Origin of the sequence: Micromonospora sp. NPDC004551 (assembly GCF_040609975.1) — a bacterium.
Lineage (GTDB): Bacteria > Actinomycetota > Actinomycetes > Mycobacteriales > Micromonosporaceae > Micromonospora.
In genome coordinates this window covers 82,834-102,947 of record NZ_JBEXLM010000018.1, presented here as the reverse complement: position 1 = coordinate 102,947, position 20,114 = coordinate 82,834, and the positions used below count along the sequence as shown (strand labels likewise).

The following is a 20,114-nucleotide window of genomic DNA, read 5'->3' as shown; positions in this document are numbered from 1 at the left end:
ACTCAGCCGAGCGTGGCCAGCTCGCTGATCACGACGTTGGCGAGCATGCGGCCGTCGAGCTGGACCTCGCGCAGGTACCACTTCTGCTGCGGGGTGCGCGACTGGTTGAACTGCCAGGAGCCGCGCGGGCTGTCGACCTGGCCGATCTTGCCGAGCGCCAGGTTGACCTGCTGCGGGGTCGGGTTCCCCCCGACCAGCCGGATCGCCTTGTCCAGCACCTGTGCGGCGTCGTAGGAGGCCATCGCGTAGGTGGTGGGAGAGGCGTTGTACGTCTTGCGGTACGCCGAGGCGAACACCCGGTTGGCGGTGTTGTTCAGGTCGGCCGAGTAGTTGAGCGCGGTGTGGATGCCGTACTTCTCGATCAGCGCCCGCTCCTCGCCCTTCTCGCCGTCGTCGAGCTGGCTGAGCACGGTGCCCTCGGTGAGGAAGCCGGGCGCGTAGACCGGGCCCTTGTATCCCTCGGCGTAGAGCTGCTTGATGAACTGCACCGCCTGCGACCCGGTGTAGTGGCAGAAGACCGCGTCGGGCGCGGGCCGCCGGTCCAGGGCCTTGCGGATCGAGCCCGTGTAGGCCCCCTTGCCGGGGTTGGGGAAGTCGGTCGTGAAGATCGGGTCTTCGGTCAGCCGGCGGCCGCCCTGCTCGTAGCCTCGCCGGAGGCCGTCGATGACGTCCCGGCTGCTCTGGCCCTGGGTGGCGAAGACGGCGATCCGGCTGGACGCGTCCAGGTTCTGCCGCAGGTACTCCCCGAGCGCCTCGCCCGGCTCGTTCAGCACGTACGAGGTGCGCCAGATGTAGACGACGCTCTGCAGGCTGATGGGGGAGGCGTTGGAACCGACCAGCGGCATCCGGGCCTGCTCCACGGCGTCCCGGATGCCCAGCATCACGGCGGAGCTGACCACGCCGGTGAGCGCCAGCACGCCCTCCTTGACCAGCCGGTCCACGGCGGCCTGGCCGGTCTTGGCGGTGTCGCCCTCCTCGGCCGACACCACCGTCGCCGGGTGGCCGCCGAGCTGTCCGTCGTTGAGGGTGAGGAACATCTGGAACCCGTTGGTGATCTCGTCACCGATGACCTTGTTCGGTCCGCTGCCCGGGACGATCAGACCGATCTTGATCGGGCTGCCGGGCTCGGCCCCGTCCGCGGTGTCGGTCTCGGAGCCACAGCCCGCCGCCAGGCCGGTGGCACCCAGTGCGGCCAGCAGTTGTAGCGCCCGCCTGCGGTTCATCTGTGACACCGAATTCCTTCCCGATGGAGCGGCCAGGATGCAACGCCCCCTCGGCGTTCTACCTGCTTGGCGACGCTGCGTCAATGCCCCGAAGATCATCGTGCAGCGACCGCAATGCGGCGACCACCTGCGGCCAGGCCGCCGAGCCCGGTGCGATGAGCCCGAAATGCTCGCATTCGGGCAGCTCAATGAGCGTGGCGGGACTGCCGGCGGCCCGGGCGGCGGCTACCCAGGAGCGGCTGATGGAGATGGGGACCTGCTGGTCGAGAACCCCATGCATGACTACCGTCCGTGGTTGAACCGGCACCAATGACGATGGATCAGTGGCCGCGTACCGGTCCGGCACGTCGGCCGGGCCGCCGCCGAGCAGCGCGGCCACCGCCCCGGAGTCCAGGTCCAGCCGGTACGCCTCGGCGAGGTCCGCGACCGGCGCCAGTGCCAGCACGCCGGCGACCGTGGTCGGGGCGTGCGCGGCCGCGTACAGCGCGAGGTGCCCGCCGGCCGAGTGACCGACGAGGATCGGTGGGGCGGCGGCCACCAGGCCGGGCAGCGCGGCGGCGGCCAGACCGGGCAGCGCCGCCACCCCGGCCAGCACGTCGGTGAGGGTGTGCGGCCAGCCTCCGCCCGGCTGGCCGGTGCGCCGGTACTCCACCTGGGCGACCGGATGGCCGAGCGCGGCCAGCGCCGCCGCCATCGGGCCGGTGTGGGTGCGGTCGTACTCGGCCCGCCAGAAGCCGCCGTGCACCACGACCACCAGCCGCCGGGGCGGCCCCTCACCGCCCGGCCGGCGCAGGTCGGCGCACTGCTCGGGGTGGTCGCCGTAGGTGACGGTGGCGTCCGGCGGCGGGGCCGGTGCGGTCAGCACGGCGCGCGGGTCTGCGGGCATGACGGCGACGGTAGCGCGCCCCGGCCGGGTGGTACCCGGCCCGGCAGCCGGTCCGGGCGCGTGCGGGCGGTGGGGGTGGGTAAAAATGGGTCCCATGACCGAAGCGCGCTTCGCCGGACAGGACGACGAACAGGGCAACGATGGCATCCCCGGCACCGTGGTGGTGGTCGGGCCGGACGGCCGGCCGGTCGGCACGGTGCAGACCGACGAGGGCCAGGGTGAGGATCCGACCCGCCTGGTCGAGCAGCCCGCCAAGGTGATGCGGATCGGCAGCATGATCAAACAGCTGCTGGAGGAGGTCAAGGCGGCGCCCCTGGACGATGCCAGCCGGCACCGGATGCGCGAGATCCACGAGCGCTCGATCGTCGAGCTGAAGGAGGGCCTCGCCCCCGAGCTGCGCGAGGAGCTGGAGCGGATCTCGCTGCCCTTCACCGAGGACCAGGCGCCCAGCGAGGGCGAGCTGCGCATCGCCCACGCCCAGCTGGTCGGCTGGCTGGAGGGGCTGTTCCACGGCATCCAGGCGGCGCTGGTCGCCCAGCAGATGGCCGCCCGCGTCCAGCTGGAGCAGATGCGCTCCGGCCGGCAGGCGCTGCCCAGCGGCCCGGGCGGAGTGGTGCCGGGCATGCCGGGCATGCCGGGCGGCAACGAGGGTCACGCGCCCGGCCAGTACCTCTGACCGGCCGGGGCGCGAGGCGCCCCGGCCGCTCAGGCCACCCCGAACACCTGCTCCAGATACGCGGCCACGCCGTCCTCGGTGTTCGGCCCGGTCACCTCGTCGGCGATCGCCAGGACGGCCGGGTGCGCGTTGGCGACCGCCACCGCCCGGCCGGCCCAGGTCAGCATCGGCACGTCGTTCGGCATGTCGCCGAAGGCCAGCACGTCCCGCTCGTCGATGCCGTGCCGCGCCGCGTACCAGGCCAGGCCGGCCGCCTTGGTGACACCGGCGGCGGAGATCTCCACCAACCCGCTGTAGGACGAGTGGGTCGCCTCGGCCAGCCCCTGTAGGGCGCCGGCCACCACCCGGACGAACGCGTCGGGGTCCTGCTCGCCGGCACGGGCCAGCAGCTTCACGGCCGGGGCGGCGAGCAGCTCCTCCGGCGACTCGATGGCCCGGATCGCGTCCGCGTCGGCGTCCCAGCGCAGCGGGTAGTGCGCCTCGTGCCGCATCTGCCGGCTGTCCACGATCTCCACGGCGAAGCTCACCCCGGGCACCTCGGCCCGGAGCCGCCGGGCCACCTCGGCCAGCAGCTCCGGGGCGAGCGGGTCGGCGCGGAGCACCTCGTCGGTGACCGGGTCGTACACCACCGCGCCGTTCGCGCAGATCGCCGGCAGCGGCTCGGGGAGCTGGTCGTACACGAGCTGGAGCCAGCGGATGGGACGGCCGGTGACCAGCACGACCGGCGTGCCGCCCGCGGAGATCCGGGACAGCACCGCCGCGGTGCGCGGGCTGAGCGTCCGGTCGTCCCGGAGCAGCGTGCCGTCGATGTCGCTCGCGACGAGCCGAGGTGCCTCTCCCATCACCGGGACAGTAGTCGGTCCAGGTAGACCGCGACGCCGTCGTCGTCGTTGCGCAGAGTGATCTCGTCCGCCGCGGCCCGCACCTCCGGGTGCGCGTTGGCCACCGCCACGCGGCCCCAGCCGGCCCACCCGAACATCGGCAGGTCGTTCGGCTGGTCGCCGAACACCAGCACCTCGGCCGGGTCGACCCCGAGCCGTTCGGCGACGACGCTGAGCCCGGTCGACTTGTCCACACCGGGCGGGCAGATCTCGACGAAGCCGAGGCCGGCCTGGGTGAGCGTGGCCAGCTCGGCCGGGACGATCCGGCGGGCCACCGCCAGCAGTTCGTCCACGTGGTGGTCGGCGGTACGCGCGAACGCCTTGAGCACGTCACCGGAGAGGCACTCCGCGCGGCTGCGCGCCTCGAACCGGTCCTGGTAGGGCCAGCTCGGGTGGTAGTCGCCCCAGAGGGGCGCGTCGGGCTCGTCGGACGCCTCCACCATCACGGTGAGCGGGCCGACGGCGGCCTCCAGGTCGGCGAGGATCCGGGCCAGAACCGTGCCGGCCAGCCGCTCGTCGCGCAGGACCAGCGGCCCGGCCGGGTCGCTCTGGTCGACCACCCGGCCCCCGCCGGCCATCACGAGGAAGTCGGCGGCGCGGATGTCGTTGCGGGTCAGCTCGGTGAGGCGGGGCCCCCGGCCGGTGGCGCCGACCACCGGGATCCCCGCGGCCCGCACCCGGTCGAGCACCTCGTGGGTGTAGGCGGAGACGGTCTCGTCGCTGCGGACGAGCGTGCCGTCGAGGTCGGTGGCGATCAGCTTGGGCAGTCCCGGGCGGATCATGGTTCCTCCTTCGCCCGCCGCCGTCGCGCCGGCCGTCCAGGTCCTCGGTGCCGTGACCACCGGACGGCGGGCAGCAACCGTATCTCGCGGAACAGGTCGCAACCATGGCTTTTCGGCGAATCGGACACCAACCCGCGGCGGCCGTCCGGTGTCCCCTCCCGGCCCGCCCGAGGGGCGGCGGGCGGGCGGTCCGGGGCCGGCGTCAGCGGGGCGGTTCGGGCCGGGCGAAGGGTGTGGTGGGCTGCACGCTCAGGTCGGCGGGGGCCGGCGGCAGCTCGTCGTCGGCCGCCCGGCGCCGGCCCCGGCCTGACGGCGTTCCGGCGGCCGGCTCCGCCCCGGGCTCGTCCGGCCGGTCCGCGGGCCCGGCGCCGGCCCGGCCGGACAGGTGCAGCGCGGCGGCCACCAGCACGACGGCGAGGAAGGCGGTGACCAGGCCGCGGCCGTGCTCCACCTGGAACCGCTGCTCGGTGGGGAAGAAGAACGCACGCCGGGCCAGCTCCTGAAGCGAGAAGGCGGCCGCGGCCAGCACGGCGAGCAGCGCGGCCGCGAGGCCGAGACCGGCGAGCCGGGCGTGCTGCCGGATCGCCGGCGCGCCGCGCAGTGCCAGCGCCACGGCGACCGCCAGGCCGAGCAGCCCCACCAGGTACGCGACACCGAACCCGCCCACCTCGGCCACCCCACTCGGCAGCCGGATGGTGGTGTTCCCGTCCGGGCCGTCGTCGGGCACGGTCATCACCAGCCACTCGCCGATCAGCGAGGCGACCGCGGCCACCGCGCCGAGACCGGCGAGCACCGGCGGGAGGCGGTGGTCCCGGCCCAGCCCGGCGAGCGAGCGCCCCACCCGGCCGGACGGAGCTGGTTCGGCGTCGCCCCACTCCACGACGGTCGTGCCGTCGGACCGGTTGTCCTGCCTGGGGATGGGGAGATCCTGGGACATCGGCCACCTTCCCGTACGCGGGCCTGGGTCGAATCATGGCACAGCCGGCACCCGCTGACAGGGGTCGCAAGCGCGCAGGCCGGTGCGCGCGCCGCCGCTTTCGGTTAGCGTCGGTGCCATGCCTATCCGTACCGCTTCCGCTCGTTGGCAGGGCAACCTCACCGAGGGGTCCGGCACCGTCCGCACCGGCAAGGGCGGCCTCACCGGCAACTACTCCTTCAAGTCCCGTTTCGAGGAGGGCGAGGGCACCAATCCCGAGGAGCTGATCGGCGCCGCGCACTCCGCCTGCTTCTCGATGGCCCTCTCCAAGCAGCTCGCCGACGCGGGTGCCACCGACACCTCGGTGGAGACCACCGCCAAGGTGCACTTCGACAAGACCGACGCGGGCATGACCGTGACCCGGATCGACCTGGAGACCGTCGGCCAGGTGCCGGGCCTCGACGAGGCCGAGTTCACCAAGCTGGCCGAGGCGGCCAAGGAGAACTGCCCCATCTCGCGGCTGCTCTCCCCCGGCGCGCAGATCACGCTCAACGCCCGCCTGGCCTGACCACGTCCGACACGGCAAGGGTGCCCCCGCCGGGCGCCCTTGCCGTGCCGCGTGCCGATCGTGAAGGGGTGACCCCGCGGCGTGGCCGTGCAGATGAGCCGGGAGCGGTTCGAGGAGCTCGTCGGCGAGGCGCTCGACGAGGTGCCCGAGGAACTGCTCGGGCTGATGAGCAATGTGGTCATCCTGGTCGAGGACGACCCGCCGCCGGGCGAGGACCTGCTCGGGCTCTACGAGGGACACGCGCTCACCGAGCGGGGCTGGGACTACGCCGGCGTGCTGCCGGACCGCATCCTCATCTACCGCAACCCCATCCTGGGGATCTGCGACACCGAGGACGACGTCGTGGACGAGGTGGCCGTGACGGTGGTGCACGAGATCGCCCACCACTTCGGCATCGATGACGACCGACTGCACGCCCTCGGCTGGGGCTGACCGGGTCCGCGGTGCGCCCCGCTCGGCCGATCCCCGCTGTTGCGCGGGTCCCCTAACCTCCGGTGCAGGCACATCCCGATGCAGGAGGAAACCCATGCGCAGCGCGCTGTTCTCCGCGGAGAACCTTGAGAAGGAGTCCCAGCAGCCGGGCATGCGGCTGCAGAACTCCAAGATGCTGAAGATCGAGCTGAACGGCGAGGCGATGGCCCGGGTGGGGTCCATGGTCGCCTACCAGGGGCAGGTGCAGTTCCAGGCGCTCGGCTCCGGCGGCATCGGCAAGTTCATCAAGCAGCGGCTCACCGGTGAGGGTGTGCCGCTCATGAAGCTCACCGGGCGTGGCGACGTGTTCCTCGCCGAACTCGCCAAGGACGTGCACATCATCGACCTGGAGCCCGGCGACGCCCTGTCGATCAACGGCTCCAGCGTGCTGGCCTTCGACTCCACGCTCCAGTACGACATCAAGATGGTCGGCGGCGCCGGGATGGCGTCCTCGTCCGGCCTGTTCAACTGCGTCTTCACCGGCTACGGCCGGATCGCGATCACCACCAAGGGCACCCCGGTCGTGCTCAACGTCGACCAGCCCACCTACGTCGACCCGCAGGCCGCGGTCTGCTGGTCGGCCAATCTCCAGACCGGCTACCACCGGGCCGAGCAGCTCGGCCTGGGCACGCTGCTCGGCCGCAGCACCGGCGAGGCGTTCACCATGAGCTTCGCCGGCCAGGGTTTCGTCGTGGTCCAGCCCTCGGAGGAGCCTCCGGTGCAGGGCAGCGGCGCTCAGCAGCAGCAGGGCGGCCTGCTCGGCGGCCTGCTCCAGTGACCGCCCGGTGCGCGGGGCGCCCGATCCGGGCGCCCCGCCACCGTCAGTTCAGCTCGCCGGCGCGCAGCCGGGCCAGCCAGGCCGCCGCGTCCGCGTAGTCGGTGTCGGAGAGACCGGCCGGAGCGGGGACCGGCCGGTCACCCGCCGCCGAGCTCCAACGGTGCCGGGGGTACGACCCGAGGAAGCGCACGTCCGCGCACACCCGCCGGAGCCCCTGCAACGCCTCGCCGAGGCGTACGTCGGCGACGTGCCCGGTGCAGTCCAGGAAGAAGACGTACCGGCCGAGCGCCTCACCGGTGGGGCGGGACTCGATCCGCGTCAGGTTCACACCGCGGGTGGCCAGCTCCATGAGCACCGACAGCAGCGCGCCGACCCGGTCGTGCGCGATGTAGATCGCCAGCGAGGTGACGTCGTCGCCGGTCGGTGGCGGGGGCGGGCCGGGCCGGGAGACCAGCGCGAACCGGGTCACCGCGTCCGGGTGGTCGGCGATCTTGTCGGCGAGCACGGCCAGCCGGTGCCGGGTCGCGCCGATCGGGGCGCAGACGGCGGCATCGTAATCCCCGCTCGCCGCGCCCGCCGCGGCGGCGCCGTTGGAGAGCACGTCGACCACCGTGGCGTCGGGCAGGTGGTCGCGGAGCCAGCCCCGGCACTGGGTGGACGCCTGCGGGTGCGCCGCCACGCTCCGCACGTCGGCCAGACCGACTCCGGGGCGGCTGGCGAGCACGAACTCGACCGGCAGGATCACCTCACGGGTGATCACCAGGGGTTCCCCCTCGGCCAGCTCGTCCAGGGTGACGCCGACCGCGCCGCCGATCGAGTTCTCCAGCGGCACCAGTGCCGCGTCCGCCTCGCCCGCCCGTACGGCGTCCAGCGCCTCGCCCACGCTCCGCGCCGGCGTCCGCCCACCCCGCTCGGCCGCGGGGACGGTGCGCAGCGCCTGCTCGGCGAAGGTGCCCTCGGGGCCCAGGTAGACGAAGCGGGTCGGCGGTGTTCCCGGCATGTCGACCAGACTACGCACCCGGGGTGCCGTCGCAGGCCAGGGTCCGGATGCCGGTCGGGCCGGCGGCGCGCACCTCCACGCCGCAGACGTCCGTGCCGGCGGTGACGAGTTCCAATTCCTCCGGGCGGCCCCGGGTCACCACCTGGAGCTCCTCGTGCCCGCGCACCGCCAGCACGGTGTACTGCCAGCCCTCCGCGCAGAGCGGCCCGGTCCGCACGGTGACCCGCGCGTCGCGCGGCAGCACCCGGGCCGGGCCGCGCAGGAGGGCCACCACCCGGTCGCCGGACGGGCCGGACCGGCAGGGTGTGGCGGCCGGGTCCGGGGTCGGCGGCCGCGGTGCCGGTGCGGTCGGGGTGACCGGTGCGGGCGGCGTCGCGCTGGGGGTTTCAGAGGCGGTCGGGGCGGTGGTGACCGACGCGGTCGGGGCGTCCAGCTCGGGCGGGGCGCCGCAGCCGGCGAGGGCGAGCAGGGCGGCCAGTGCCACCGGGAGGCGCCGGCGGGCGGGGCGGGGCGGGGTGCAGGGCACGGTGCGATCCTCGGCATCGACGGACGTCGTCATGGCCGGTGGGCCGAGCCCATCGTAGGAGGATCGCCCGACCGGGGTGAAGTCACCTGTGGACCCGGTGGCCGGCCCGTTCCAGCGCGCCCGTCGCCTCGGCCAGTCGCACGGCGGGCACGAGCAGGTGGTCGGTGTCGTACGTGGAGAAGGCCACCACCTCGACCCGGGCCCGGGCGAGCGGGTCGACCAGCGCCGCGAGGGTGCCGGTGACCGCCGCGTCCAGCGGGCCGACCAGCCGGAGGCAGCGCCACTCGGTCTCCACGTCCGCCCCGCCGGGCGTCCGCTCGGCGGGGCAGATCACCGAGACGCCGTCGGCGGTCCAGCTCACCGTCACCACGTCGCGGCCACCGAGCGCGCCCCAGAGGTGTGGGGACAGCACGGCGCCGGCCGGCAGGCGGCACACCGCGTACTCGCCCGGCAACAGAGCGACATCGAGCATGAGGGCACCCTACGGCCTGCGCGTGGCTGTGCCCCGGCACCGCCCGGTGCGGCGATCGTCACAGGTCGTCGCAGGTCAGACCGGGTCAGACCGCCGAGAAGAAGGTGAGCGAGCCGGCCACCTCGCCGTCGGTGAGCACCGGCGTGGAGATGGCGTCCACCGTCGTGCCGGCGTCGGAGCCGGGCCCCTGGACCCGGAGCAGCCCGCGGGCGAGCCGGCCGGAGTGCAGCGCGAGCAGCGGCGGGATCTTGTCGGTCTCCTGCTCGGTCAGTTCGCTGGGGCTGGCGGTGAAGTCGACCAGGCGCAGGCCGCCCTCCAGCAGCGGCCGGCCGATCACGTCCTCCGGGGCGCCGAGGCAGAGCAGGTCGCAGCCGGACGAGGAGATCGCCACCACGGTGGTGTCGGCGTCGATCAGCAGGCACGGCTCGGCGGCCCGGGAGACCATGCCCGACCACTGCCCGACGTTGTCGGACTCCTGCTCGGTCGGTGTCCCCGCCGCGGGCACGAACACTTCCGAGAGCGAGAGTTCGACGTGGGCCACCGCGCCTCCTATGTACACCGACGGTCTGTCCACGCTAGCCGGTCGTCGCGACGAGCGCCCGACCGCGCTGCGCCTCCGGTGGCCGGAGCCGGTCGGTGATCCGGCTCGGCGGGGACCGGGGGACAGGTGTCGGTGCGACGGGTGCCCGGTGCCGGGCGGCCGGCGACGGCGCGGGCCGACGGAACCACCGGCGGCGGAGCCGTGGACCGCGTGGCGTCGCGGGAGACGTTACCGGCGGGCGGCCCGCTTGTCAGCGGCCGTTCGGCCCTCGTCGTACCACCGGTAGTCGGCCGCTGGACGGTACGTGCCGTTGAGCCACGTCGACGGCGCCTGGGCCACCCGGGAGAGCTTCTCGGCAGTGGCCGGACTGATCCGGTTGCCACCGGCCACGAGCAGGCGGTCCAGTTCCCGGTGGGTGGCCATGAGGCAGTCCTTGGGCAGGCCGTAGACGCTGATGACCCCGGAACCGACGAAGGTCAGCACCGGGGTCACGGGGATCGGCAGGCCGACGGCATCAGAGAGGGCCTTGCCGGCCCGCTTGGCGTCGCGGCGGGCCTCGGTCACATAGGGGGGACGCTTGCCGTTGATCTGGACGACGTCGCCCGCGACGAGCACCCGGGCCCGGCCGTGGTCGGCGACGGTGACCGCGAAGAGCCCGCTCGGCCCGATGGCGAGGAACCCGGCCCGCTCGTCCTGGGTGCGGTCGAGCAGGAGGTCCGCGGCATCGGTGCGGGGCCACTCGATGACGTGCCAGGCGGGGCCGAGGTGGTCGAGTTGACCGAGGGCCCGGGCCCCGGCCGCCTCCAACCGGCGGGCCCCCCGCTCGGCCCGGCGGCGGCGGGCCCACTCCAGCGGAGTCGGTCGGGCCGGTTCGAGCGCCGAGGTGGACTCGGCCCGGGGGTGCGGCACCGAGACGGGCGGCAGTGCCCGGGTCGGTACGGCTCGGCGAGCGGGAAAGACAGTCATCGCGACCTCCGGCAAAAGGTCTCTCGAAGTTATGTCTCCACTACCCTACGTTGCACACCCCGGTGCTCGGCAAGTTGGAGCGCCGGAATGAGTGCGGATGAATGCCATATTCATTCACACTTCTTTTCCCGGATGGTGCTGAAGGCTGCCCTAGGCTGCGAGGGTGACCCACTATGTGGACAGCGAGGTCGGCCGGCTCGGCACGGTGCTGCTGCACCGCCCGGGGCCGGAACTCGCCCGCCTGACCCCACGCAACAACGACTCCTTGCTCTTCGACGCTATCCCATGGGTGGGCCGCGCGCAGGAGGAGCATGACGCCTTCGCGGCCGCCCTGCGGTCCCGGGGCGTCGAGGTGCTCTATCTGGCCACCCTGCTGGCCGAGACGCTCGCCGTGCCGGACGCGCGGGCCGAGCTGACCGAGCTGGTGCTCCGCTCGCCGCGGCTCGGTGACACCCTGCGCCGCCGGGTCGCCGACCACCTCACCTACCTCGACCCCGCCGCGCTGGCCGACGTGTTCGTCGCCGGGCTGGCCCACGAGGAGCTGCGGATCGGCCCGGACCGCCCCGGCGGTCTGGTGTGGACGCTGATGGACCGGCACGACTTCGTCATCGACCCGCTGCCCAACCTGCTCTTCACCCGCGACTCGTCGATCTGGATCGGGGACCGGGTCGGTGTGACCAGCCTGGCCATGCCGGCCCGCCGGCGGGAGACCACGCTGACCGACGCGATCTACCGCTACCACCCGCGTTTCGTCGGCACCGAGTTCGTCTACCACCCGGAGCTGGAGCACCTGGAGGGCGGCGACGTGCTGCTGCTCGCGCCGGGGGTGCTCGCCGTGGGCGTGGGCGAGCGCACCACGCCGGCCGGTGCCGAGCGGCTGGGCCGGCAGGTCTTCGCCGCCGGGCTGGCGCACACCATCCTGGTGGTGCCGATCGCCCAGGAGCGGGCCACCATGCACCTGGACACCGTCTGCACGATGGTCGACGTCGACGCCGTGCTGATGTACCCGAACATCGCCAGCGAGCTCTCCGCGTACACGGTCATCGCCGGCGCGGACGGCGAGGATCCGCGGGTCGACGGCCCGGCGCCGTTCCTGCGGGCCGCCGCCGACGCCATGGACCTCGACCAGCTCCGGGTGATCGACACCGGCCTGGATCCGGTCACCGCCGAGCGCGAGCAGTGGGACGACGGCAACAACACCCTCGCCCTCGCCCCCCGGCTCTGCGTGGGCTACGAGCGGAACGTGGAGACCAACGCCCAGCTCGAACGGGCCGGCATCGAGGTGATCGCCATCGCCGGGTCCGAGCTGGGCTCCGGCCGGGGCGGGCCGCGCTGCATGTCCTGCCCGCTGGTCCGCGAACCGCTGCGCCGCTGAACGGCGACGGGCCCCGGTCGTGGAGACCGGGGCCCGCGCGACGATCGGCTCAGCGCAGGGTGAGCTGGCGGCCGAGCAGACCCTGGCGGGCCCGGCGCCCGGCGGCGTCCAGCGGCCCCTGCTCCGCCAGCGCGTCGGCGTACCGCTTGGCGAAGCCGGTCACCGGCTCCTCCCAGTCGCCGGCCGGGACGTCCTCGGGCAGGTCCCAGACCGGCACCAGGCGGCCGTGCGCCCGGAACATGCCGGCGAAACGGGTGTCCTCCCCCAGGGTCAGCGTGCCGGCCGCGCCCAGCCGGGACAGCGCGTCCAGCGCGACGTCCTCGTCCTCCGGCAGCACCCAGCGCACGTGCGCCTTCTCCGGCACCTGGCACCAGTACGCGGCCCGCGCCGCGGCCAGCTTCACCGTCGGGTAGATCGCCGCGTTGGCCCGCTCCAGGGACGCCTGCACGCCCGGGTCGTCGGCGGCGCCCGGGTCGAGCCAGAACTCGAAGCCGTCGTGCATGCTGATCTCCAGCGGGCCGTCCACCAGGATGTCCTGGAGCCGGGGGCCCGGTCCGGGCAGCGGCGGCACGCTCACCTGACCGCCCGGCTCGGTCCGCAGCGCGCAGAGCAGCGCGTCGGCCAGGTCCCGCGAGACGTCGCCGGACTGCTGGTGCCGCTGGAGACCGATGAAGACCCGCCCGTCCGGCTTGGTCATCGCCGGTGCGGCCATCGGCAGCACGGTGGCCAGGGTGACCGGCCGGTCGCCGTGCTCCTCGACCAGCTCGGGGGTCAGCCGCAGCGGCGCGGAGGCGGCCGGGACCAGCTCGCGCAGGGCGATCCACTCCGGCTCGTCGACCAGGCCCTCGAACGGACGGGGCACGAAGATGTCGCGCACCTTCTCCCGCTTCGGGGTGACCTCGGCGGCCCGCTGGCTCTTCCGACGCTTGCTCATGCGCTGTGCCTGATGATTCGCTCGCTGCGCTCGCTCATGGCGACACAGCCTAGATGCCGGACCGGCGGGGCGTGGGCAGGACCCGCCTCCCCGGTCGGCTCAACCGGCCACGACCAGGTCCGGCCGGATGGACCCGGCCGGGTCGAACTCCGCCCAGACGCTCTGGCCCAGGCCGTCCCGCTCGACCCCCCAGCGGCTGGCGAGCCCGGAGACGATGTGCAGGCCGCGCCCGTCGACGGCGTCCGGGGTGGCGACCCGCATCAGCGGGCCGGAGGCGGAGCCGCCATCGGTCACCCGGAGCTGGACGGTCTGCCCACCGGCCGCCGCCCGCAGTCGCCAGGCCACCCGGACCACGCCCCCGGGCAGCGGGTCGGCGTGCCGCACGGCGTTGCCGACCAGCTCGGCGAGGACCGCCACCAGGTCGGCCAGCAGGGTCGGGGGTACGACGTCGGCCAGCTCGTCGGCGAGCCGGTGCCGGGCCAGGCGCGCGCCGACGGCGTGGTGGGGCACCACCACGCACCACGATCGTTCGGCCGGACCCGTCCTCACCGTCGTTCCTTCCACCCCAGTGCGGGCCGGGTTCACCCCCGTGGCAGCCGCACCTCTGCGACGGTACCCCCACCGGCTCTCGGTCGTAGGGATACCCATCCATTCTGCTGTTCAACGATCTGCCGGACGAGATAGAGCCCCAACCCGGCCCCCGGGTAGCGACGCCGGTCGCCGGACTCCCCCTGCCAGAACCGGTCGAACGCCCGCTCCACGTGTTCCGGCCGGATGCCGATGCCCCGGTCGGCGACCCGGAACGAGACCGTGCGCTCGTTCGCCCCGGCGAAGATCTCGATCGGGGTGTCCGGCAGCGAGTACTTGCCGGCGTTGGTGCCCAGTTCGGTGAGCACGGTGGCGAGGCTGTGCCGGTCGCCGAGCGCCTTGGGGAGGTCGGCCGGCAGGTCGAGGACGATCCGGTGCCGGACGTCGGCCGGCAGGTCGGGAACCGCGGCCCGCAGCGCGTCGGCCAGGTCGAACGGGGCGGCCGGCTCGCCGCCGGGGCGGTTCTCGGTGGCGGCCGTGAGCAGCCGGTCGACCAGCCGGGCCAGCTCGTTCGCCCGCTGCCCGATGATCCGGGCGGCCTGCCGCCGGTCGTCGTCGCTGAGCGACTCCCAGTGGTCGGTGAGGGTGTCCGCGTACCCCTTGATCACGGTGACCGGGGTGCGCAGCTCGTGGCTGGTCACCGCGACGAAGAGGTCGCGGTCGTTGTCGCGCCGCTGCTGGTCGGTGATGTCGCGGAAGGTGACCACCCGCAGCGAGCCCGGCCCGGGCAGGTCCCCGGAGGTGATCCGCAGCCAGCGGCCGTCCGGCAGCCGGTGGTCGAGGACCTGACCGGACGGGGGGAGCGGGAACGGCAGCGGCCGGTTCAGCGCTTCGCCGGCCGGTCGCCCGATCACCTGCGCCGCGGCGGGGTTCCAGAGCCGCACGTGGTGCTCGCGGTCGACCACGGCCAGGCCGTCGGCGAGCGCCGCCACCACCGGGCCGTCGCCGTGCACCGGCAGGCCGGTCTGGTCGCCGTACATGTGGGCGATGCAGGCGGCCACGTAGCCGACCACGGCGTGCTGGGAGGCGTCCAGCGGCTCGCCCTCCGCATAGAGGGCGTGCAGGCTGCCGACGGTCAGGCCGCCGATCTCGGCGCGCGCCAGGATCATCCGGCGCAGCCCGCGCGCGGTGAGCTCGTCGGCGATCGCGCCGGGGATCGCGTCGACCTGGATCTCGCGCACCGGCGGGCCGGAGAGCAGGCAGACGGTGGCCGGGTGGGTGGCCGGCAGGGGGCGGCCGGTGACGAACTCGGCGCTGCCGGTCGCCGCGATCACCCGGCCGCCGGTGGGGGCGAACTCCACGAACACGAGGCCGGCCGCGCCGATGGCGGGCTCCACCTCGCCGAGCAGCCGGGTGAGCACGGCCAGGCCGGACTCACCCGAGTTGATCATCTTGATCACGCTGGTGTGGCCGGCGATGAGGGCGGTGAAGTCGGTTCGCTCCCGCATGTCCCGAGTGTGCCCGGCCGCCCGGTGCGGGGACACCCCCGGCCGGGCGACCGCCCACCGGTCGGACCGGCCGCCCTCACCGGCCCAACCGGGCCAACGTCCGCGCGGGGCGGTCGGTGATCACGCCGTCTACCCCGGCGGCCAGCACCAGCTCCAGGTCCGCCGGCTCGTTCACCGTCCAGACGAAGACCTGGTTGCCCGCGGCCCGCAGCGCGGGAACGAGCTGCGGGCGGGCCCGGACCAGGCCGATCCCCGGCCCGGCGATCCGGGTGCCGAACGGCAGCCGGCCCAGCCGCAGCCAGCGCGGCAGCACCTCCAGCAGCAGCACCGTTGGCAGCGCCGGAGCGAGGTCACGGATCCGGCGTACGGCCAGCGGGGAGAACGACATCACGGTGACCTGGACCGGGTCGTCCGGCCCGGGCTCGGCCAGCCCGTACCGGCGCAGCACGGTGACCAGGCGGCGCTCGACGTCCCGGCCGTAGCGGGAGGGGTGCTTGGTCTCGATCAGCAGCCGGACCGGCCGCCCGGCGGCCAGCACCGCGTCGAGCAGCCGTTCCAGCGTGAGCAGCCGGGTGTGTGACTCGTCGAGCGGTTCGTCCCCCTCGACCGCGACCCCGCCGGGGTGCCACGAGCCGAAGTCGAGCGCCTCCAGCTCGGCGAGGGTGCGCGCGCTGACCAGCCCGTGACCGTTGCTGGTGCGGTCCAGCCGGCGGTCGTGCACGCAGACCAGGTGCCCGTCCCGGGTGAGCCGGACGTCGCACTCCAGCCCGTCCGCGCCCTCGTCGAGAGCGCGCAGGTAGGCGGCGAGCGTGTGCTCCGGCAGGTCGTGCGACGCGCCGCGGTGCGCGAAGACCAGGGGGGTGGTCATGGCCGCGCCGCGCCTCAGGCGACCCGGCCCGGCTGCCCGTCGTCGGTGACCACCGGGCGGCCGGCGGAGGCCCACTCGCCCATTCCGCCCTCGACGTTGCGCACCTGGTCCCAGCCGTTGCGCATCAGGTAGGCGACCACCTGCGCGGACCGCCCGCCCGAGCGGCAGATCACGGCCACCTCGCGGTCGTCCGGCACCTCGGCGATCCGGGCGGGCAGCTCGGTCATCGGCAGGTGGTGGGCGGCCGGCGCGTGACCGGCGGTCCACTCGTCGTCCTCCCGGACGTCGAGCAGGTAGATGTCGTCGGGCACGGCCGACGCGGGCACGCTGGGAACCTGGGGTCCGAACACGGCTACCAAGCCTAGACTGCCGCTCGGGTCAGAGCCGGGTGACCCAGCGGGGATTCGCCTGGGCCCACTCCGGCATCCGGGTTCCCCGCACCGCGTCGAACAGCCCGCCGCCGCCGTTGTCCAGCACGACGTAGGAGACCTGGTCGATGGTCTGTGGGTAGGAGGGCACCTGGACGCCGTGCAGGGCGTCCGCGGGCAGCCCGCGGAGCGCGAAGAGCAGGTCCTCCAGGGCCACGCCGTTGCTGTCCAGGGTCAGCGCGCCGCCGACCGCCCGGAGCACGCGGTCCAGGTTCACCGGGTCGTTGCGCAGGTGGGTCTCGCCGGCCCGGTCGAGCACCGCCCGGAGCATCTGCTGCTGGTGTCGTTGCCGGTCGTAGTCGCCGTCGGGCAGGCCGTAACGCTGCCGCACGTAGTCCAGCGTCCGGGCGCCGTCCATCTGCTGACAGCCGGCGTCGAACCGGGTCTTCGTGTGGATCGACCGGACTGGGGTGTCCACACACATCCGGATGCCGCCGAGCAGATCGATGACCTGCTTGAAGCCGGAGAAGTCGATCAACGCGGCGCCGTCGAAGCGGATGCCGGTGAGGCGGGTCAGGGTGGCGCTCAGGAGCCGGGCCCCGGCCTCGCCGCCACCGCCGTGCTCGTACGCCGCGTTGACCTTGTCCTGGCCGCCGCCGAAGCCGGGCGCCGCCGGGATGGCGACCAGGAGATCCCGCGGGACGGAGATCAGGTACGCCTGCCGCAGCCCGGCCGGCACGTGCACGATCAGGATGCTGTCCGAGCGCTGGTCCTCGGGATTCGCGCCGGGCCGGTGGTCGGAGCCGATCAGCAGGTAGTTCAGTGGACCGGACAGGTCGGTACGCGACTCCCGGGCCGACGCGTCGAGCAGTTGCTCCTTGGCGACCGTGCGGTCGTACCGGTTGGTGAGCCAGTGCAGGCCGGCCATGCCGAGGGTGGCGAGCAGGAGCAGGGCGAGACCGGCGCCGAGCAGGAACCGGGACCAGCGGGCGGGTCGACCCCGCCCGCGTGCGCTCCGTGCTGGCCTGGACGTGACATTCCCCCCGTAGCCGCGACATGAGACCCGCTCACGTCAGGCTACGGGGGGAAGCTCCGGACGGTGCCGCTTTCGCTGCGGCTACCGGCCGGTCACCAGGTCATTTGCGGGTGGACAGGACGGTCGGGTTCGAGACCACGAAGTCCGCCAGCTTGTCCTTCTTCACCGCCTGGAACATCTCCATGGTCGTCTCGTTGAACTTCTCCCGGCCGTTGCCCGCGGTGCTGTAGGTGCCGCCGTTGGTCCGGAGAGTGACCAGATCGTTCCCGCTGACGCCCTTAAGCGTGAAGATGAAGTCCGCGATCGGCACGCCGCCGGTGTCGAGGATGAACGCCTTGCCGGCCGCCTTGATCAGCGCGTTCAGCTTGATCGGGTTGGTCAGCATGCCCTTGTCGGTGGCCTTCTTGGCCATCGCCTTGATCAGTTGCTGCTGGTTCTGCTGGCGGTCGTAGTCGCTGTTCGGCAGGCCGTAGCGCTGGCGAGCGTAGTCGAGCGCCTCCCAGCCCTCCATCTCCTTGCAGCCCTTCTTGTGCAACACCGGCTTGTAAGGCTTGCCGGTCTTCTTCGCGTCGGCGTTCCACATGGGCTTGCCGTCGACCATCGACATGTGGTGCGACGGCACCTCGTGGCTCACGCAGATCCGCACGGTGCCGAGGGCGTCGATCACGTTCTTGAAGCCGCCGAAGTTGATGATCGCGGCGCCGTCGAAGCTGATCCCGGTCATCGACTTGATCGTCTTGGCCATCAGCTGGGCGCCGCCCTCCCAGCCGCCGCCGTTCTGAGCTCCGTGGAAGAACGCCGCGTTGATCTTGTCGGTGCCGCCCCGGTAGCCGCTCTTCTCGAAGCTCGGGATCTGCGCCTCGGTGTCCCGCGGGATGGAGATCAGGTAGGCCTGGTCGTGGGTGGCCGGGATGTGCAGGATGATGATCGTGTCCGACCGGACGTCGTCGGCGGCCCAGCGCTGCCGGGCGTCCACGCCGAGCAGCAGCATGTCGATGGGGCCTTCGAGGCTGTTGCCGCCCTCGGCGTCGGTCTTGCCCGCCTCGCCGAGCAGGTTGCCCTGGTCGATGCTGCTGGTCGCCTGACCGATGACCGCCTTGCTGCCGACGATCGCGACACCGCTGGTCATCATCAGGACGGCACCGAAGATCACCGTGAGCTTGGCCCAGAGCGGGTCCTTGCGCTTGGCCTTCTTCTTGCCGCCGCCGGGCCCGCGGCCACCGTGGCCGGGCTGCGTCGGGATGATCGGGGGGACCCGCCCGGGTGATCCGGGCTCCAGTGACTGAGGGCGACGGCTGGTCTGGACCGGCATGCGTGCTCCAGCTCGGTGATCGGGGGCGGGACCACTGTACGTATCTGTTCCCGTTCTCGCGACCTCGTGCGAGGGCTATTCCCGTCAATCTCGGCCAATGGCTCAGGGTTGTGTCCGAACGGTCAATTGAAAAGATCCGGTCGGCGGTTGGCCCGCCGTGGGACGTGCCTTGACCGCCGACCGGATGCGTTGCCGCGCCGGGACCGGCGTCAGCCGCCGCTCCCGTCGCTGTCGGTCTTCTGGTTGGCCTTCACCCAGTCGGCCATCCTGTCCGCCGAGATGGCCTTGTACATGGCCAACGCCTTCTCCCGGTCGGAGACCACCACCGACTGGCCGTCGATCGTCTGGCCACCCAGGTTCGGGCTGGTGACGAAGGTCAGGTTCTCCCCGCGCAGGCTCCGGAACTGCAGTGCCATGTCGGTCAACGAGAATCCCTGGTCGACCGTGACGGCGGCGGTGACCGCCTTGAGGAAATCGTTGAGCTTCTTGGGGTTGGTCAATGTCCCCGTGCTGGCCGCCTTGTCCATCAGCGCCTTGAGGAACTCCTGCTGGTGGCGCATTCGGGCGAAGTCGCCGTCGGGGAACTGCTTGCGCTGGCGGACCCAGTCCAGGGCCTCGGCGCCGTTCATGTGGTTCACGCCCTTGGTGAACGTCCGGTACGGCTTGTGGATGGAGGTGATGGTCCGCTCCACCTTGAGGTCCACCCCGCCGAGGGCGTCGGTGACCTCCTTGAAGCCGGCGAAGTCGATCGCCATGACGTGGTCGATCCGGACGTCGCTGAAGCACTCCACCGTCTTCACGGCGAGGGGCAGGCCGCCGAACGCGAAGGCCGCGTTGATCTTGTTGCGGGAGCCCGAGTCGCAGGACGTCCCGGCGTTCTCCGGGATCGGCACGTAGAGGTCACGCGGGATGGAGACCAGGTAGGCCTGCTTGTGGTCGGCCGGGATGTGCATGACGATCAGCGTGTCCGCCCGCCACTTGCCGGCGGCGTCCACCTCGGCGTCCGGGTCCCGCGAGTCGCTGCCGACCAGCAGGATGTTCAACGCGCCGTCGACCTGCTTGGCGGGCCGTCCCCCGGTGATCTGGGAGAAGGGGTCGGTCCGGGCCAGGTCCCCGTTGAGGTTACGGGCGTAGAGCCAGGCGCCCGCGCCGCCGAGCAGCGCCAGCACCAGCACGGCGACGCCGGCCACCAGGCCGATTCGTCCCCAGCGCGGTCGCGGGCCGCGCCGGCCGGACCCGCCGCCGGACCCGCCGCCCGGCCCGTCCGGTCCGCCCGGACCTCCGGGACCGCCCGAGCGTGGCTCGTCGGGGGATGAGGGGTACCAGCGGGCGTCGGTCGCGCGGGCACGCCCGGTGGTGCCCCGGCCGGAGCCGGGGACCTGGGCGCGGCCGGCGCTCCGACTCAGGGGCCGGGGGAGCGGGACGCCGGCAGACGAGGTCGCTGACATGTAACCGAGGGTAGGTCGGTCGAGCCACCGCCGCCCTGAGGCGCAGCCGGG

At 73.2% G+C, this 20,114-nt stretch carries 23 protein-coding genes; 5 read left to right on the top strand and 18 right to left on the bottom strand.

The annotated features are described in order from the left end of the window. Positions 1-2 precede the first annotated feature (2 nt). Both ABZW14_RS21455 and ABZW14_RS21450 read right to left on the bottom strand, forming a co-directional pair. On the bottom strand, positions 3-1,232 hold the full coding sequence (locus tag ABZW14_RS21455; protein ID WP_355349140.1) for an ABC transporter substrate-binding protein: 1,230 nt from the start codon (positions 1,230-1,232) through the stop codon (positions 3-5). A 49-nt stretch (positions 1,233-1,281) separates the two neighbouring features. Next, a complete protein-coding gene (locus ABZW14_RS21450) occupies positions 1,282-2,109 on the bottom strand; it encodes a prolyl oligopeptidase family serine peptidase (RefSeq protein WP_355349137.1) in 828 nt (275 codons plus the stop codon). Between the two features lie 85 nt (positions 2,110-2,194). Here ABZW14_RS21450 and ABZW14_RS21445 point away from each other — a divergent pair, with 85 nt between their 5' ends. Further along, a complete protein-coding gene (locus ABZW14_RS21445) occupies positions 2,195-2,785 on the top strand; it encodes a bacterial proteasome activator family protein (protein WP_355349134.1) in 591 nt (196 codons plus the stop codon). A 29-nt stretch (positions 2,786-2,814) separates the two neighbouring features. Here ABZW14_RS21445 and ABZW14_RS21440 read toward each other — a convergent pair whose 3' ends face one another. The 3 genes from ABZW14_RS21440 to ABZW14_RS21430 all read right to left on the bottom strand — a co-directional run bounded on the left by ABZW14_RS21440 (position 2,815) and on the right by ABZW14_RS21430 (position 5,385). Next, positions 2,815-3,627: an HAD family hydrolase gene (locus tag ABZW14_RS21440; protein WP_355349131.1), complete on the bottom strand. Its 813-nt coding sequence runs from the start codon at positions 3,625-3,627 to the stop codon at positions 2,815-2,817. Continuing rightward, on the bottom strand, positions 3,627-4,448 hold the full coding sequence (locus ABZW14_RS21435; RefSeq protein ID WP_355349128.1) for an HAD family hydrolase: 822 nt from the start codon (positions 4,446-4,448) through the stop codon (positions 3,627-3,629). The genes ABZW14_RS21440 and ABZW14_RS21435 overlap by 1 nt, the downstream gene beginning before the upstream one ends. Before the next feature lie 202 nt (positions 4,449-4,650). Beyond that, positions 4,651-5,385, bottom strand: coding sequence for a hypothetical protein (locus tag ABZW14_RS21430; protein ID WP_355349125.1), 735 nt, complete (start codon positions 5,383-5,385; stop codon positions 4,651-4,653). 118 nt (positions 5,386-5,503) lie between these two features. Between ABZW14_RS21430 and ABZW14_RS21425 the strand changes: the two genes are divergently transcribed. From ABZW14_RS21425 to ABZW14_RS21415, 3 genes are all read left to right on the top strand, one after another. Continuing rightward, a complete protein-coding gene (locus ABZW14_RS21425; RefSeq protein WP_091265168.1) occupies positions 5,504-5,932 on the top strand; it encodes an OsmC family protein in 429 nt (142 codons plus the stop codon). Positions 5,933-6,019: 87 nt separating this feature from the next. Next, complete coding sequence (locus ABZW14_RS21420; RefSeq protein WP_355349260.1) at positions 6,020-6,364, top strand: metallopeptidase family protein; 345 nt, start codon at positions 6,020-6,022, stop codon at positions 6,362-6,364. 94 nt (positions 6,365-6,458) lie between these two features. Next, positions 6,459-7,181 carry an AIM24 family protein gene (locus ABZW14_RS21415; protein ID WP_091316437.1) on the top strand — a complete coding sequence of 241 codons (723 nt, stop codon included), beginning with the start codon at positions 6,459-6,461 and terminating at the stop codon, positions 7,179-7,181. A 43-nt stretch (positions 7,182-7,224) separates the two neighbouring features. Here ABZW14_RS21415 and pheA read toward each other — a convergent pair whose 3' ends face one another. From pheA to ABZW14_RS21390, 5 genes are all read right to left on the bottom strand, one after another. Continuing rightward, entirely contained in the window at positions 7,225-8,181 is a 957-nt protein-coding gene (gene pheA / locus ABZW14_RS21410; RefSeq protein WP_355349122.1) for a prephenate dehydratase, read from the bottom strand. 10 nt (positions 8,182-8,191) lie between these two features. Then, positions 8,192-8,740 carry a hypothetical protein gene (locus ABZW14_RS21405; RefSeq protein ID WP_355349119.1) on the bottom strand — a complete coding sequence of 183 codons (549 nt, stop codon included), beginning with the start codon at positions 8,738-8,740 and terminating at the stop codon, positions 8,192-8,194. Between the two features lie 49 nt (positions 8,741-8,789). Next, entirely contained in the window at positions 8,790-9,179 is a 390-nt protein-coding gene (locus ABZW14_RS21400; protein ID WP_355349116.1) for an ACT domain-containing protein, read from the bottom strand. 85 nt (positions 9,180-9,264) lie between these two features. After that, positions 9,265-9,720: a hypothetical protein gene (locus tag ABZW14_RS21395; protein ID WP_355349113.1), complete on the bottom strand. Its 456-nt coding sequence runs from the start codon at positions 9,718-9,720 to the stop codon at positions 9,265-9,267. 228 nt (positions 9,721-9,948) lie between these two features. Next, positions 9,949-10,686: a hypothetical protein gene (locus ABZW14_RS21390; RefSeq protein ID WP_355349110.1), complete on the bottom strand. Its 738-nt coding sequence runs from the start codon at positions 10,684-10,686 to the stop codon at positions 9,949-9,951. A gap of 163 nt (positions 10,687-10,849) precedes the next feature. On the opposite strand from ABZW14_RS21390, the gene ABZW14_RS21385 reads away from it, so the two are divergent. After that, positions 10,850-12,061: an arginine deiminase gene (locus ABZW14_RS21385; protein WP_355349107.1), complete on the top strand. Its 1,212-nt coding sequence runs from the start codon at positions 10,850-10,852 to the stop codon at positions 12,059-12,061. 49 nt (positions 12,062-12,110) lie between these two features. On the opposite strand, the gene ABZW14_RS21380 is transcribed toward ABZW14_RS21385, so the two are convergent. The 8 genes from ABZW14_RS21380 to ABZW14_RS21345 all read right to left on the bottom strand — a co-directional run bounded on the left by ABZW14_RS21380 (position 12,111) and on the right by ABZW14_RS21345 (position 20,063). Continuing rightward, complete coding sequence (locus tag ABZW14_RS21380; protein WP_355349104.1) at positions 12,111-12,995, bottom strand: DUF5926 family protein; 885 nt, start codon at positions 12,993-12,995, stop codon at positions 12,111-12,113. A 99-nt stretch (positions 12,996-13,094) separates the two neighbouring features. Further along, positions 13,095-13,511, bottom strand: coding sequence for an ATP-binding protein (locus ABZW14_RS21375; RefSeq protein WP_355349257.1), 417 nt, complete (start codon positions 13,509-13,511; stop codon positions 13,095-13,097). Between the two features lie 65 nt (positions 13,512-13,576). After that, a complete protein-coding gene (locus ABZW14_RS21370; protein WP_355349101.1) occupies positions 13,577-15,031 on the bottom strand; it encodes an ATP-binding protein in 1,455 nt (484 codons plus the stop codon). Positions 15,032-15,107: 76 nt separating this feature from the next. Continuing rightward, positions 15,108-15,899, bottom strand: coding sequence for a glycerophosphodiester phosphodiesterase family protein (locus ABZW14_RS21365; protein ID WP_355349098.1), 792 nt, complete (start codon positions 15,897-15,899; stop codon positions 15,108-15,110). Positions 15,900-15,913: 14 nt separating this feature from the next. Further along, positions 15,914-16,249, bottom strand: a complete 336-nt coding sequence (locus tag ABZW14_RS21360) for a rhodanese-like domain-containing protein (RefSeq protein WP_355349095.1) — start codon at positions 16,247-16,249, stop codon at positions 15,914-15,916. Between the two features lie 28 nt (positions 16,250-16,277). Next, on the bottom strand, positions 16,278-17,195 hold the full coding sequence (locus ABZW14_RS21355) for an LCP family protein (RefSeq protein ID WP_355349092.1): 918 nt from the start codon (positions 17,193-17,195) through the stop codon (positions 16,278-16,280). 208 nt (positions 17,196-17,403) lie between these two features. Next, positions 17,404-18,615, bottom strand: a complete 1,212-nt coding sequence (locus ABZW14_RS21350; protein WP_355349089.1) for an LCP family protein — start codon at positions 18,613-18,615, stop codon at positions 17,404-17,406. Between the two features lie 209 nt (positions 18,616-18,824). Beyond that, a complete protein-coding gene (locus ABZW14_RS21345) occupies positions 18,825-20,063 on the bottom strand; it encodes an LCP family protein (RefSeq protein WP_355349086.1) in 1,239 nt (412 codons plus the stop codon). Between the last annotated feature and the right edge of the window lie 51 nt (positions 20,064-20,114).